Genomic DNA, 14,952 nt, shown 5'->3' on the forward strand with positions numbered 1-14,952 from the left:
CAGGTGGCAGTAGCGTTCCGTACATGAGACTCGGTGTCCTCGACGTGGGATCGAACACGGTGCATCTGCTGGTGGTGGATGCGCACCCTGGCGCGCGCCCGTTGCCCGCGCACTCACACAAGGCGGAGCTGCGCCTTGCCCAACTCCTCGACGACAGCGGGGCCATCGGTCCCGACGGGGTCGACAGGCTGATCGGCGTCGTCCATGAGGCGCTGCAGGCCGCCGAGGACAAGGGTGTCGAGGAAGTCCTGCCGTTCGCGACGTCCGCGGTGCGGGAGGCCAGCAACGCCGATGACGTCCTCGCGCGCGTGAAGGAGGAAACCGGCGTTGAGCTGCAGGTTCTCACCGGCGCGGAGGAGGCTCGGCTGACCTTCCTCGCCGTCCGCCGCTGGTTCGGCTGGTCGGCCGGGAAGCTGCTGGTGCTGGACATCGGGGGCGGTTCCCTGGAGATCGCGTTCGGCATCGACGAGGAGCCGGACGCGGCCGTGTCGCTGCCGCTGGGGGCGGGGCGGCTCACGGCCGGCTGGCTGCCGGGAGATCCGCCGGACTCCGAGGACATACGAGCTCTGCGGCGGCATGTGCGGGCGCAGATCGCACGCACGGTCGGTGAATTCAGCCGGTTCGGGGCGCCCGATCATGTCGTGGCCACGTCCAAGACGTTCAAGCAGCTGGCCCGTATCGCCGGTGCCGCGCGCTCCGCGGAGGGTGTGTACACCCAGCGCGAGCTGAAGCGGGAGTCCCTGGAGGCTTGGGTTCCGCGGCTCGCCGGGATGACCGCGGCGCAGCGTGCGGAACTGCCGGGTGTCTCGGAGGGGCGCGCGGGGCAGCTGCTCGCGGGTGCGTTGGTGGCCGAGGGGGCGATGGATCTGTTCGGCGTGGAGACGCTGGAGGTCTGCCCTTGGGCGCTGCGGGAGGGCGTGATCCTGCGGAAGCTGGATCATCTGTCGGTGGCTTGACGCCCGCCGCTGCGGGCGGACACCCCCCCGGCACGTCCCCTTCCCGCCGTACGCGGCTTGCGGGCCCGCGGGGGCACCGGTCGTGAACCCTGCCACACCGCCTTCCGGCGGCCCGGCTTCTGCGCCCCCGGCATATGCCCAGTTCGCGCCCCTGAGCGCCGCTGTGCGGCGTGGCGGGGCCGTATCCATCCGTGCCCCGGGGGCCTGTGCCGACCCGTACTCTGTCCCTCGTGGCAGAACCAGTGGTGCGCATCCCGGATGCGAAGGTCGCCCTGTCGACGGCCTCCGTCTATCCGGAGTCGACGGCGACGGCCTTCGAGATCGCCGCGCGCCTCGGGTACGACGGTGTCGAGGTCATGGTGTGGACCGACCCGGTCAGCCAGGACATCGAGGCGCTGCGGCGGCTGAGTGACTACCACCGGATCCCGATCCTCGCCGTGCACGCCCCGTGTCTGCTGATCACCCAGCGCGTGTGGTCGACGGATCCCTGGACCAAGCTCCAGCGCGCCCGGGCCGCCGCCGAGAAGCTGGGGGCCGGCACGGTCGTCGTGCACCCGCCGTTCCGCTGGCAGCGGCAGTACGCCCGGGACTTCGTCGCCGGTGTCTGGCGGATGGCGAACGAGACGGACGTGCGGTTCGCCGTGGAGAACATGTACCCCTGGCGCTATCGCGACCGCGAGATGCTCGCGTACGCCCCGGACTGGGACGTGACGAAGGACGACTACCGGCACTTCACGATCGATCTCAGCCATACCTCGACCGCCCGGGCCGATGCGCTGCAGATGATCGACCGGATGGGGAGCCGGCTGGGCCATGTGCATCTCGCGGACGGCAGAGGGTCGGCCAAGGACGAGCACCTGGTGCCCGGCCGTGGCAACCAGCCCTGCGCCGAGGTGCTGGAGCGGCTCGCCCTGACCGGCTTCGACGGGCATGTCGTCATCGAGGTCAACACCCGCCGCGCGATGTCCGGCGCCGAACGAGAGGCCGACCTCGCCGAGGCCCTCGCCTTCACACGGCTCCATCTGGCCTCCGCGGTGAAGGTGCCCCGGCCGTGACCGACGCCACCTCGGGCCGGGGCGGGGTCGGCTCCCGACGCCGTGGCCGCCCTCCTCGTACGGAATCCGCCGACACCCGCGACCGCATCCTGGACGCGGCCCGCGAGGAGTTCTCCGAGCGCGGCTACGACAAGACGTCCGTGCGCGGCATCGCCAAGTCGGCCGGTGTGGACTCCGCCCTCGTGCACCACTACTTCGGCACCAAGGAGCAGGTCTTCGAGGCGGCCGTGGAGGTCGCCTTCGCGCCCGCCCTGAAGGTGCGGGACGCGGTGCTGGAAGGGCCTCTCGACGACGTCGGCGAGCGGATGACCCGCACCATCTTCGGGCTCTGGGAGAACCCGGTGACCCGCAAGCCGCTGCTCGCGATCGTGCGGTCCGCGGTCAACAACGACGCCGCGGCATCCGTCTTCCGGCGGCTGGTCACCGCCCAGCTGATGCGCCGTATCGCCGGCGAGATCGACGCCCCGGACGCCGAGCTGCGCGCCGAGCTGGCCGCCGCGCAGCTCGTGGGCGTCGCGATGATGCGGTACGTCATCAAGATCGAGCCGATCGCGTCGGCCGACGCGGAGCAGATCATCGCCCGGGTGGCGCCGGTGGTGCAGGGGCATCTCACCGGCAGGTGACCCAGGGGAACAGCTGTTCCGCGAGACATGCGTCCCGTATTCCGGACACCTTGTCCCGCCCACTGGATGACCGGCGTACGCTCGTTAGCAGTCAGAAGTCTCTGATCGCATTCTCTGCAGTCCCCTGAAGGAGCGAGCGACGATGCCCGAGCTGAGGTCCCGCACAGTCACCCACGGCCGCAACATGGCGGGCGCCCGCGCCCTTATGCGCGCCTCCGGTGTACCCGGTGCGGACATCGGCCGGAAGCCGATCATCGCGGTGGCGAACTCCTTCACCGAGTTCGTGCCGGGACACACTCATCTGCAGCCCGTGGGCCGGATCGTCAGCGAGGCGATCCGCGAGGCCGGCGGCATCCCGCGCGAGTTCAACACGATCGCCGTGGACGACGGCATCGCGATGGGCCACGGCGGCATGCTGTACTCCCTGCCGTCCCGCGACCTCATCGCGGACAGCGTGGAGTACATGGTCGAGGCGCACTGCGCCGACGCCCTGATCTGCATCTCCAACTGCGACAAGATCACCCCGGGCATGCTGAACGCCGCCCTGCGGCTCAACATCCCCACGGTCTTCGTCTCCGGCGGCCCGATGGAGTCCGGCCGCGCCACCCTGGTCGACGGCACGGTCCGCACCCTCGACCTGGTCGACGCGATCTCCGACGCCGTGAACGACAAGATCTCGGACGAGGACATCCTCCGTATCGAGGAGAACGCCTGTCCGACCTGCGGCTCCTGCTCCGGCATGTTCACCGCCAACTCGATGAACTGCCTGACCGAGGCCATCGGCCTGTCCCTGCCCGGCAACGGCTCGGTCCTCGCCACGCACACGGCCCGCAAGGCCCTGTACGAGGACGCGGCCCGCACCGTCATGGACATCACCCGCCGCTACTACGAGCAGGACGACGACACGGTCCTGCCGCGCAACGTCGCCACCTTCGCGGCCTTCGAGAACGCCATGGCCCTCGACATCGCGATGGGCGGCTCCACGAACACGATCCTGCACCTGCTGGCCGCCGCCCAGGAGGCCGGCGTCCCGTTCGGCCTGGAGCAGATCAACGAGGTCAGCCGCCGGGTGCCGTGCCTGGCGAAGGTCGCGCCCAACGTCGCCAAGGACCGCACGTACTACATGGAGGACGTGCACCGCGCCGGCGGCATCCCGGCCCTGCTGGGCGAACTGCACCGGGCCGGCCTGCTCAACGAGGACGTGCACGCGGTCCACAGCCCGTCCCTGGCGGACTGGCTGAAGACCTGGGACGTGCGCGGCGGCTCCCCCTCGCCGAAGGCCGTCGAGCTGTGGCACGCCGCCCCCGGCTGTGTCCGCTCCGCCGAGGCCTTCTCCCAGTCCGAGCGCTGGGAGGCACTCGACGAGGACGCCGAGGGCGGCTGCATCCGCAGCGCCGAGCACGCCTACTCCAAGGACGGCGGCCTCGCGGTCCTCAAGGGCAACCTCGCCGTCGACGGGTGTGTGGTGAAGACCGCGGGTGTGGACGAGTCCATCTGGACCTTCGAGGGCCCGGCGGTCGTCTGCGAGTCGCAGGAGGAGGCCGTCGAGAAGATCCTCAACAAGCAGGTGACGGACGGCGACGTCGTCGTCATCCGCTACGAGGGTCCCAAGGGCGGCCCCGGTATGCAGGAGATGCTCTACCCGACGTCGTTCCTCAAGGGCCGCGGCCTCGGCAAGACCTGCGCCCTGATCACCGACGGCCGCTTCTCCGGCGGCACCTCCGGCCTCTCCATCGGCCACGCCTCCCCGGAGGCCGCGTCCGGCGGCACGATCGCCTTCGTCGAGGACGGGGACCGGATCCGCATCGACATCCCGAATCGCTCGATCGAGTTGCTCGTGGACGATGCGGAACTCGCCCGCCGCGAGCAGGCGTTGAACGGGGCGTACGCCCCGAAGAACCGCGAGCGCAAGGTGTCGGCGGCACTGCGCGCCTACGCGGCGATGGCGACCAGCGCGGACAAGGGCGCCGTGCGGGATGTGAGCAAGCTGGGCTGAGCCCGGCGTTGTGCGGGATGTGACCGAGTTGGGCTGAGCCTGGCCCGGTGCGGGATCTGACCGAGCTGGGCTGAGCCCCGCGCTGTGGCTGACCGGGCCGGGTGGCGACACCCGGATAGCAGGGGTCGTCTCTTCGGGAGGCGGCCCCTTCGCGTGTCACCAGGCCGACGGGTCCCGTCCGTCGACCGCGAACACCGTGCCGTCGGGTGCGGAGGCGTAGACCCGGCCGCCGGCGAGCACCGGCACCGGCAGCTCGGACGCCACCCGGTCCGACTCCGTGCCGAGCCTGGTCGGTGTCTGGCCCAGCAGCCGTCCGCTGCGGGCGTCGACGCCGAGCAGCCGGCCGTCCGGCGTGCTGACGTACACATGCCGTCCGTCCGTGACCGGCGACGACGTGCGGAGTACCGCTGTCTCCAGGGTCCAGAGCTGCTTGCCCGCCGCCATGTCGACGGCGACCAGCGAACCGGTGTCGCCCACGAGATAGACCACGTTCCCGCGTACGGTGCCGTGCGCCGTCGGCAGCCGGCGGGGCAGCGAGACGCGCCGCGAGGTCCGGTCGGCGGGGGAGTAGCGGACCACGGCGTTCGCGGCGCTGTAGACCTTGTCGACGGAGAGTAGAAAGACCGACCCGTCCGACGCACCGACCGGCTTCAGCGTCCCCTTCAACCGGGCGTCCCAGTGCACGTCACCCGTGGCCGGATCGATCGCGGTGACCCGAGTACTCGCCCCGCTCGTCCCGCTCGTGCCGTCGTCCGATGTGCTCGTCGCGTACGCCAGCGGATCCCCGGCGAAGGAGACGAAGTACGGCGCCTTGTGCCCCGGCACCGAGCGGCTCCACTTCGTCTCGCCCGAAGCGCCGTCCACACCGGTGACCGTGCCGTCGGCGCCGCTGAGCAGCACCATGCCGCCTACGGCCTCCTGCCCGTAGTACGCGGGCACGCTCCGCTGCCAACGCGCCTTGCCCGTAGCCGGATCGAGCGCCTCCAGTCGACGGCCCTGCCCTGACCACGGGTGCACGAGGCCGCCCGCCGCGGCAGGCGGTGCGTTCACCCCCAACGTGCCCGCGTTCGACGTGTTCACCGGGTGCCGCCACAGCTGGCGGCCGTCCAGCGGGTCGAGCGCGAAGACGAGCGAGCCCTGGGCACACAGCACCTTGCCCGCGCCGTACGAGCACATGGGCATGCCCTTCTTGGACGCCGGCGCCGCAGCCCACCCGCCGAACCCGGCCGACGCGGTCCGCGGGCTGCTGCTCGCCGGAGCCGGTTCCCCACCAAGAAGCTGCATGGAGGCCAACGCGACGACGGCAGCGAGCCCGACGGCACCGGCCCCGAAGGCCAGCGCCCTGCGTCGCCGCCTCCCGGCAGCCGGCCGCCCGGACTCGCCCCCGACGCCAGCCGCCACACCCGCCCCAGACGTCGCCCCCGCCCCCGGCTCTGGCTTTAGCTCCACCCCTGGCTCCGGCTTGGGCGGCTCGTCGCTCGCCCGCTGCGCCGGAATGAACGCCTGTGTGTCGTACGACGCCGCAACCGACCGCAGCTCTCGCATCAACTCGTCGGGCGTGGGCCGGTCCTCGGGTTCCTTGGCGAGGCACCGCAGCACGAACGGCGCGAGATTCGCCGGTACGCCGGTCAGGTCCGGCTCGTCATGTACGACCTGGTAGGCGACGACATAAGGGCTGTCGGAGTCGAACGGCCCACGCCCCGTCGACGCGTGCACCAGCACGGACCCGAGCGCGAAGATGTCGGCGGCCGGCCCGACCTCCCGGGGACGCCGGAACTGCTCGGGCGCCATGAACGGCGGCGTACCGATCAACTTCCCGGTCTCGGTACGCAGTTCGCTGTCCTTTGGCCGAGAAATACCGAAGTCGATGACCTTCGGCCCGTCATCGGCGAGCAGCACATTGCTCGGCTTCAGATCCCGGTGCACCACGCCGACCCGGTGTATGTCGCGCAGCGCCTCCGCCAGTCCGGCCATCAGCCTCCGCAGCTGCGCCGGTTCCATCGGCCCGTTCCGCTTCACATGGTCGGAGAGCGTCGGCCCGGGGATGAACAGCGTGGCCATCCAGGGCCGTTCGGCCTCGGAATCGGCGTCCACGACGGGCGCGGTAAAGGCACCGCTGACCTTCCGGGCCGCCCCCACCTCCTGCCGAAAACGCCCTCTGAACTCGGGATCTCTCGCGAACTCGGCATGCACGACCTTCACCGCGAGCTGCATGCCCGAGGTGCTCCGCGCCAGATGGACGACGCCCATGCCGCCGGATCCCAGACGTGACTCCAGGCGGTAGTGACCGGCGTACTCGGGAAGTTCCGCTTCCGCGCCCGCTCCGGCGTTCTGCTGTGGCGCCATGAGACCACCCCCGTGCTGTTCGTCCGCGCGCGCGACGCACGGAGCCTAGTCGATGACTCGTACGAGACAGAGGCGGCTTGCTAGCCTCCATGTTCCAAACACGCACATGTGTGCTTGGCGTGATTTGGGGGAATCAACGGGACCCCATGGGAGTCATGGGGATCAACGGGGGAGGTTTTTCATGTCCATGGACCGCGCTGGAGAGATCGAGAGAGCCGACGGGGCCGAGGGCGCCGGCGAGGCCACGGTCGTCACGACCCTGGCGGCCAAGGCGGCCACCACCACCGCACTGCGCACCTACCCGGTCGCACCAGGCGTCCGCCTGAACGTCCGCCGGGGCCCCGGCACCCAGTACCCGGTCGTCCGCGTCCTCTCCGAGGGCGCCAGAGTCACGATCTACTGCCAGACACCGGGCACGAACGTCGCCGGCCCCTACGGCACGTCGAACATCTGGGACAACATCGACGACGGCGAGTTCGTCGCGGACGCCTACATCAACACAGGCAGCGACGGCTACGTCCGCCCTCGCTGCTCTTGAGGGTGGGGGCTGGTGGGGGTGGGTTGGTCCGGGTGAGGTGAGTTAGGCCCGGCCGGGCGGGGTGAACTGGCGGGACCAGGTTGACCTCGGCTGATCCTTACGGGCCCGGCTGGTCCCGGTCCGGTCCGGTTTGGCCCGGACCGGGCAGGGCAGGGCGGGGCAGGACCGGGCGGGGTTGGCTGGCCCCGGTCCTGCCTGGTCCTGGTGGGGCTGGGTTGCTCCCGGCTGGTCCGGGTGGGGCGGGTTCGGCTGGTCCTGGAGGGGCTGGGTTGATCCGCCAGACCCTGGCCGTTCCGGCGGGGCTGGGTTGCTCGCGGGCGATCCCGGCCGATCCCGGCGGGCTCGACTGAACCCGGCAGGGCTGGACTGATCCCGGCGGGGCCTGGCCGATCCCGGGGAGCCCCGCCGGTCCCGGTCGATCCCGGCCGGGCTGGACCGATCCCGCATCATCGGGACTCCGGTTCGTCGGAACCCGCACAGAGCACGCGGCAGTACCGGAGCCATAATCGACGCGTGAGCGAGAAGAACGGCACCCCGACTACCCCCGCGGGCTCCACGGGCCCCCGCCCCGAGCCCCTGCGCTTCTTCGGCACCACCTGGGTCGACCACGACAACGGCTATACCGCCCGCCGCATCGCCGTGGCCGTCGGCTCCCTCGCCACCGCGGCCGCCTCCTGCCTGGTCCTGCGCTTCGCCTATGAGGGCATCCAGATCGCCGCCATCGGCAGCTTCGTCACCGTCCTGGTGGTGGTGATGTTCGCGGTGTGCAGCGCCCTCGCCTTCCGCCACACCTGGGGTGCCTTCACGAAACGCCCCGACCCCGATCGCCACGCCAGCCTCCGCAGCCTCCTCATGATCGGCTTCGTCGGCTCCCTCCTCGCTTACTTCCTCCGCTCCCTCATCGAGGCCCCTGGCGAGAAACTCCACCGCGAGGAATACGAGGCAGCCCGCAAACACCACCAGACCCGCACGACCCGCCGAACTGGCAACCCATCGAAGAAGCGCCGCCGCAATTAGCGAGGGCTGCCCCACATAGCGCTGGCTGCCGCACGGGGGCAGGCGTGTGCTGCACCTGGACAAGGGCGTGCTGCTGCACACATGCAGGAGGGCGCTGCGCACAGGCAGGGTTGCTGTGCTTGGTCATGGGCGCGGCGCGGTATCTATAGGGACCGCTGCACTCCGCCAGAGTTGTCGCGCACGGTTAGGGCCACTGCCTTCAGCCTGACCCGGCGCACCAACCCCGCCCATTCCCGCCGAGGGAGGAGCTCGGATCGGCTCGGTGAGGACGTGCACCCCGGCCAAGCTCGGTCCCGGTCAGCGGGCCCCCGCCCTACGCGCCAGGCCATGCCTAGAGTCTGAGCCCCTCCGGCACGTTGACCCCGCATCCCGGCCGCGCGGCCGATCTGGCCTGACCTGCCGACCTGACAGGCCAGCCCGACCTGCCGACGTGACCTGCCGAACCCACAGGTCAGCCTGACCTATAGGGCCTGACCTGTCCGCCCCTGGAACAGGCGCCCACTTCCCGGCGGTCCCGGACGCGCCCGCCCACACGCCCCTCCACGCGAACCAGGCAGGCGGCCCAACTCCATACGCCCCAGCCTCCCGCGCCCTAACCCGCCGCCGCGCTCCACCCCACTCCACCTCATCGCACCCCACCTCAGCGCACTCCACCCCACCTCATCGCACTCCACCCCACCTCTCCGCAAACTCGGTGCACACGCCACCAACCCGAGCCACCATGGCCATATGACGGCCCCTTCTCACACCGACCGCGCCCGTTCCTTCGACGCCGCAGCAGCCCAATACGCCGCGAACCGCCCCTCCTACCCACCCGCCCTCTTCGACGCGATCGAGCAACTCGCCGGCCGCCCCCTCACCGGCGCACGCATCATCGACGTAGGCGCGGGCACCGGCATAGCCACCGCCCTCCTCCACGCGCGCGGCGCCGACGTACTGGCCGTGGAACCCGGCGACGGCATGGCGGCCCAGTTCCGCCGCAGCCACCCCGACATCCCGATCGTCCGAGGCAACGGCAACGCCCTCCCCGTCGCCACCGCCTCCGCCGACCTCATCACCTACGCCCAGGCCTGGCACTGGACCGACCCCGCCCACTCGGCCCCGGAAGCCCTACGCGTACTGCGCCCGGGCGGCGCGCTGGCCCTCTGGTGGAACACCACCACGCTCGACATCCCATGGCGCGCGGCACAGGCGGCCCGTATCGACCGCCGCTTCGGCGTCCACCCCGCCGTCGAGCAGAACGGCAGCGGTGCCCCAGCCGCCCTCGCCGACCCCACCGGCCACCTCACCTTCACCCGCCGCAAGGTCCGCTGGAGCCGCCGCGTCCCCGTCGACACACACCTGGCGAACATCGGCAGCCACTCGATCTTCCTGGTCCACGGCACAGAGGCGAGCACCGCCTTCCTCACCGAGGAGAAGCAGTTCCTCCTCAAGGCCTTCCCGGACGGAATCATCGAAGAGACCTACGACGTGGACCTCCTCGTAGCCACCGCCCCGTGACCTCCCCACCACCCCAGCCCTCCCACGCCCACAGGCCTACGCCACCCCCTCCTCACGCCCGCCCTCCGCCCTGATCCAGCGAGGGCGGGCGATCCATGTGCCCACCACACCCTCGCGATAACCGCGCCTTCACACCCTCGACGAATATCCGGTCCGGCCACCGGGGCCCGGCCCCCTCTCAGCCCACCACCCTCTCTCGGCCCCCGCCCCCGCCCAGCCCATCCCCGACCAGCCGATCCCCCTGCCCGGGCCGCCCACGCCCGCCCACGCCCACCGCCCCTCCACTCACAGCCCCCCTCCACCCACTCACTGCCCTCCGACGCCCCGCCTGCTCTCACCACCCCCACCCCGCCCCACCTCCCACCACACCTCGCCCCGCCCTACCCCCACACCCCCAAATCCGCCCCCTCGGCGCTTGACGGCACAACCCCACCGGAGCATTATTCACCGCATGATGAATTATTCGTCCACCCGATCCGAACCCCCGGACGACCCCGCCATCCGAGCCACGGCCCTCACCGTCGTACGCGGCACCCGCCAAGTACTCCGCGACCTCGACTTCACCGTCCCCCGCGGCCAGATCACCGGGCTGCTCGGCCCGTCCGGCTGTGGCAAGACGACCCTCATGCGAGCGATCGTCGGTACCCAGGCCAAGGTCACTGGCACCCTCGACGTCCTGGGCCGCCCCGCGGGCCACCCCACCCTGCGCACCCGCATCGGCTACGTCACCCAAGCTCCCTCCGTCTACGACGACCTGACGATCCGCCAGAACCTCGCCTACTTCGCCGCGATCCTCGACCCCGGCCACGTGGCCGCCGACCGGCGCCACGAGAACGTCACCCGCGTCATCACCGACGTCGACCTCACCAGCCATGCCGACGCCCTGGCCGGCAACCTCTCCGGCGGCCAGCGCAGTCGCGTCTCCCTGGCGGTCGCCCTCCTCGGCACTCCCGAACTCCTCGTCCTGGACGAACCGACAGTCGGCCTCGACCCGGTCCTACGCCGCGACCTCTGGAACCTCTTCCACGACATCGCCGCCTCCCGCGGCGCCACCCTCCTCATCTCCTCCCATGTCATGGACGAGGCCGAGCGCTGCCACCGCCTTCTCCTCATGCGCGAGGGCGAGATCCTCGCCGACGACACCCCGGACGCCCTCCGCACCCGTACACGCTCCGAGACCGTCGAGGCGGCCTTCCTGCACCTGGTCGACGAGGCGGTCGCCGCCGCCCGCGCGAAGGAGACCACGCGATGACCACGACGAGCACGACCAGCACGCTCCGGCCCGCCCCGACCGGCCCCCTGAGCGCCGCCCGCACGACCGCCACCGCCAACCGGGTCCTGCGCCAGCTGCTCCACGACCCGCGCACCATCGCGCTGATGCTCCTCGTCCCCTGCGTGATGCTGTTCCTGCTGCGCTACGTCTTCGACGGCAGCCCGCACACCTTCGACAGCATCGGCGCCTCCCTCCTCGGGATCTTCCCGCTGATCACGATGTTCCTGGTCACCTCCATCGCCACCCTGCGCGAACGCACCTCGGGCACCCTCGAACGCCTCCTCGCCATGCCCCTCGGCAAGGGCGACCTGATCGCCGGCTACGCCCTCGCCTTCGGCACCCTCGCGATCATCCAGTCCGCCCTGGCGACCGGACTCGCCCTCTGGTTCCTCGGCCTGGACGTCACCGGCAGCCCCTGGCTGCTCCTGCTCGTGGCGCTGCTCGACGCGCTCCTCGGCACCGCGCTCGGTCTCTTCGTCTCGGCCTTCGCGGCCTCCGAATTCCAGGCCGTCCAGTTCATGCCGGCCGTGATCTTCCCCCAGCTCCTCCTCTGCGGCCTCTTCACTCCCCGCGACAACATGCACCCGGCCCTTGAGGCCATCTCCAACGTCCTCCCCATGTCCTACGCGGTCGACGGCATGAACGAGGTCCTCAAGCACACCGACATGACCGCCAACTTCGTCCGCGACGCCCTGGTCGTGGCCGGCTGCGCCCTGCTGGTCCTGGGCCTGGGCGCGGCGACCCTGCGACGCAGGACGGCATGACCGCCGCGGGACCGGGACCCGTCCGCCCACCGGACACGCCACCTCGAACGAGGCCCTCGGTGGGAGGATGAACCCGGACGACGCAACCCCCGGAGGACACCCCAGCCATGACCCAGAAAGTCGCAGTCCTCGGCACCGGCAAGATCGGCGAAGCCCTGCTCAGCGGAATGATCCGCGGCGGCTGGGCCCCGGCCGACCTCCTGGTGACGGCCCGCCGCGCGGAACGAGCCGATGAACTCCGCACCCGCTACGGAGTCACTCCGGTCACCAACGCGGAAGCCGCCAAGACGGCCGACACCCTGATCCTCACGGTCAAGCCGCAGGACATGGGCACCCTCCTCGACGAGCTCGCCCCGCACATCCCCGCCGACCGCCTGGTCATCAGCGGAGCCGCCGGTATCCCCACCTCCTTCTTCGAGTCCCGTCTCACTGCGGGCACCCCGGTCGTCCGAGTCATGACGAACACCCCGGCCCTCGTCGACGAGGCCATGTCGGTCATCTCCGCGGGCAGCCACGCCAGCGAAGCCGACCTCGCGCACGCCGAGGAGATCTTCGGCGCCGTGGGCAAGACGCTCCGCGTCCCCGAGTCCCAGCAGGACGCCTGCACCGCCCTTTCCGGCTCCGGCCCGGCGTACTTCTTCTACCTGGTCGAAGCCATGACCGACGCCGGGATCCTCCTCGGCCTGCCCCGCGACAAGGCGCATGACCTGATCGTCCAGTCCGCGATCGGCGCCGCGACGATGCTCCGCGACAGCGGCGAACACCCCGTCAAGCTCCGCGAGAACGTGACGTCCCCCGCCGGCACCACCATCAACGCCATCCGCGAACTTGAGAACCACGGCGTACGAGCCGCCCTCATCGCCGCCCTCGAAGCAGCCCGCGACCGCAGCCGCGAACTGGCCTCCGGCAGCAACAACAAGTGACGCCCGGGGCCGCCCCAGCCCAGGGGCGGCCCAAGCGCACCCCTAGACAGTCACCCCGATATCCGCAGCGACATCCGCACCAGCTGCCGCCGGCAGCAACCCGATCGCCCGATACGCGGCATCCACGGTCGGCCGAGCCATCGCCCGAGCCCGCTCCGCACCATCCCGCAGCACCCCCTCCACATAGCCAGGATCCGCGCACAGCTCCCTGTGCCTCTCCTGCACGGGCCTGAGGACCTCGACCACGGCCTCCGCGGTGGCTGACTTCAAAGCTCCGTACGATTCATATACACCGCTCAGGTCCGATGGGTTCCCACCCGAGCACGCCGCCAGAATCTCCAGCAGATTCGCCACCCCCGGCCGCGCGTCCCGGTCGTACACGACCTCACGCCCACTGTCGGTCACGGCCCGCATGACCTTCTTCCGCACCACGTCCGGCTCATCGAGCAGATAGACGATGCCCGGCCCGGAGTCATCGCTCTTGCCCATCTTCGAGGCCGGATCCTGCAGATTCATGACCCGGGCCGCGACCTGCGGGGGAGTGGCCCGGGGCACGACGAACGCATGCCCGTACCGCTGGTTGAACCGCACCGCGAGATCCCGCGCGAGTTCCACATGCTGCGTCTGATCGTCCCCGACCGGCACCTCATCGGTCCCGTACGCCAGGATGTCCGCCGCCATCAGCACGGGATACGTCAGCAGCGACAGCCGCACACTCCCGCCCCGCACCCGTTCCCGCGCGGCCTTCTCCTTGTACTGGATCATCCGCCGCATCTCGCCGTCCGTGGCCACGCACTCCAGCACATACGACAGTCGCGCGTGCTCATCCACATGACTCTGTACGAAGACTGTGCACAGCTCGGGATCCAGCCCAGCCGCCAGCAGCAACGTCGCCGCCTGCCGACTGAGCCGGCGCACCCGCGCCGGATCGTGGTCCACGGTCAGGGCGTGCAGATCGACGATGCAGAACAGCGCGTCGGCCTGGTGCTGATCGACGGCAGCCCACCGCCGGATGGCCCCCAGGTAGTTCCCCAGCGTCAGATGCCCGGTCGGCTTGACCCCACTGAAGACCCGCGTCATCTCTTCTCCACCTCCTGGTCGAGGCCGCCGTCCCGGTCGGCCGACCCCCTGGAGCTCCGGAGGGAGATACGAGAACGGCCGCCGAAGCGGCGGCCGTTGAGTGCATACGTGACTACGGCCGCCGTCAGGCGGCCCACCACAGCTGGGTGCACGTACGCGTCGTCATGCGTCCCAGGCTACGCCCCCGGGGTGTCGCCCGGCGTGAAGTTGACACGCCCCGACCCGATCCGTAGTGTTCTCCGAGTTGTCCGACGTGAGCGCCGACTCCGGTCGGTCCCCGGACAGCCATTCCGCAGGTACCAACCATCATTCGACGACAGTCGATCTGTCTGCCGTCGTGTCATTGGCATGTGTATTTGCGTAATGAGGAATCCGCGTTCGAAAGGACGCAGCCCCGATTAGGTCGGGAGCGAGGAATCCGCTAAAGTCTCACTCGTCGGAACGGCCCAACGGCCGCGAAGACAAGCCCCGCTGACTGGGGGTCAGGCCCGAAAGGATCTGATAAAGTCGGAATCGCCGGAAAGGGAAACGCGAGAGCGGGAACCTGGAAAGCACCGAGGAAATCGGATCGGAAAAGGATCTGATAGAGTCGGAAACGCAAGACCGAAGGGAAGCGCCCGGAGGAAAGCCCGAGAGGGTGAGTACAAAGGAAGCGTCCGTTCCTTGAGAACTCAACAGCGTGCCAAAAATCAACGCCAGATTAGTTGATACCCCGTCTCCGGCCATCACGGCCGGGACGAGGTTCCTTTGAAATAACACAGCGAGGACGCTGTGAACGGTCGGGCTTATTCCGCCTGACTGTTCCGCTCTCGTGGTGTTGCACCCGATTACGGGTACACATTCACGGAGAGTTTGATCCTGGCTCAGGACGAACGCTGGCG

At 70.2% G+C, this 14,952-nt stretch carries 12 protein-coding genes; 10 read left to right on the forward strand and 2 right to left on the reverse strand.

All coding sequences use genetic code 11. The features are described from left to right. The first annotated feature begins 23 nt into the window (after positions 1 to 23). From ACFWYS_RS14510 to ilvD, 4 genes are all read left to right on the forward strand, one after another. Complete coding sequence (locus tag ACFWYS_RS14510; RefSeq protein ID WP_384767364.1) at positions 24 to 956, forward strand: Ppx/GppA family phosphatase; 933 nt, start codon at positions 24 to 26, stop codon at positions 954 to 956. A 230-nt stretch (positions 957 to 1,186) separates the two neighbouring features. Next, positions 1,187 to 2,011 carry a sugar phosphate isomerase/epimerase family protein gene (locus ACFWYS_RS14515; RefSeq protein ID WP_384767366.1) on the forward strand — a complete coding sequence of 275 codons (825 nt, stop codon included), beginning with the start codon at positions 1,187 to 1,189 and terminating at the stop codon, positions 2,009 to 2,011. Further along, entirely contained in the window at positions 2,008 to 2,634 is a 627-nt protein-coding gene (locus ACFWYS_RS14520; RefSeq protein ID WP_272124101.1) for a TetR/AcrR family transcriptional regulator, read from the forward strand. The genes ACFWYS_RS14515 and ACFWYS_RS14520 overlap by 4 nt, the downstream gene beginning before the upstream one ends. 142 nt (positions 2,635 to 2,776) lie before the next feature. After that, positions 2,777 to 4,630, forward strand: coding sequence for a dihydroxy-acid dehydratase (ilvD, locus tag ACFWYS_RS14525; protein WP_384767369.1), 1,854 nt, complete (start codon positions 2,777 to 2,779; stop codon positions 4,628 to 4,630). A 156-nt stretch (positions 4,631 to 4,786) separates the two neighbouring features. On the opposite strand, the gene ACFWYS_RS14530 is transcribed toward ilvD, so the two are convergent. Beyond that, entirely contained in the window at positions 4,787 to 6,976 is a 2,190-nt protein-coding gene (locus ACFWYS_RS14530) for a serine/threonine-protein kinase (protein ID WP_384767371.1), read from the reverse strand. 181 nt (positions 6,977 to 7,157) lie between these two features. Between ACFWYS_RS14530 and ACFWYS_RS14535 the strand changes: the two genes are divergently transcribed. From ACFWYS_RS14535 to proC, 6 genes are all read left to right on the forward strand, one after another. Beyond that, positions 7,158 to 7,514, forward strand: a complete 357-nt coding sequence (locus tag ACFWYS_RS14535) for an SH3 domain-containing protein (RefSeq protein WP_384767376.1) — start codon at positions 7,158 to 7,160, stop codon at positions 7,512 to 7,514. A 513-nt stretch (positions 7,515 to 8,027) separates the two neighbouring features. Next, positions 8,028 to 8,531 (forward strand): EamA/RhaT family transporter, encoded by a 504-nt coding sequence (locus ACFWYS_RS14540; protein ID WP_384767379.1) that lies wholly within the window; start codon positions 8,028 to 8,030, stop codon positions 8,529 to 8,531. Positions 8,532 to 9,260: 729 nt separating this feature from the next. Continuing rightward, positions 9,261 to 10,031 carry a class I SAM-dependent methyltransferase gene (locus ACFWYS_RS14545; protein WP_384767382.1) on the forward strand — a complete coding sequence of 257 codons (771 nt, stop codon included), beginning with the start codon at positions 9,261 to 9,263 and terminating at the stop codon, positions 10,029 to 10,031. Positions 10,032 to 10,482: 451 nt separating this feature from the next. Continuing rightward, positions 10,483 to 11,283: an ABC transporter ATP-binding protein gene (locus ACFWYS_RS14550; RefSeq protein ID WP_384767385.1), complete on the forward strand. Its 801-nt coding sequence runs from the start codon at positions 10,483 to 10,485 to the stop codon at positions 11,281 to 11,283. Continuing rightward, positions 11,280 to 12,068: an ABC transporter permease gene (locus ACFWYS_RS14555; protein ID WP_384767388.1), complete on the forward strand. Its 789-nt coding sequence runs from the start codon at positions 11,280 to 11,282 to the stop codon at positions 12,066 to 12,068. The genes ACFWYS_RS14550 and ACFWYS_RS14555 overlap by 4 nt, the downstream gene beginning before the upstream one ends. A 107-nt stretch (positions 12,069 to 12,175) precedes the next feature. Further along, positions 12,176 to 12,991: a pyrroline-5-carboxylate reductase gene (proC, locus tag ACFWYS_RS14560; protein ID WP_272124109.1), complete on the forward strand. Its 816-nt coding sequence runs from the start codon at positions 12,176 to 12,178 to the stop codon at positions 12,989 to 12,991. A gap of 42 nt (positions 12,992 to 13,033) precedes the next feature. On the opposite strand, the gene trpS is transcribed toward proC, so the two are convergent. Continuing rightward, a complete protein-coding gene (gene trpS / locus ACFWYS_RS14565) occupies positions 13,034 to 14,071 on the reverse strand; it encodes a tryptophan--tRNA ligase (RefSeq protein WP_384767391.1) in 1,038 nt (345 codons plus the stop codon). Positions 14,072 to 14,952 lie beyond the last annotated feature (881 nt).

The sequence above is a fragment of the Streptomyces sp. NPDC059010 genome (assembly GCF_042740355.1).
Taxonomy (GTDB): Bacteria; Actinomycetota; Actinomycetes; order Streptomycetales; family Streptomycetaceae; genus Streptomyces.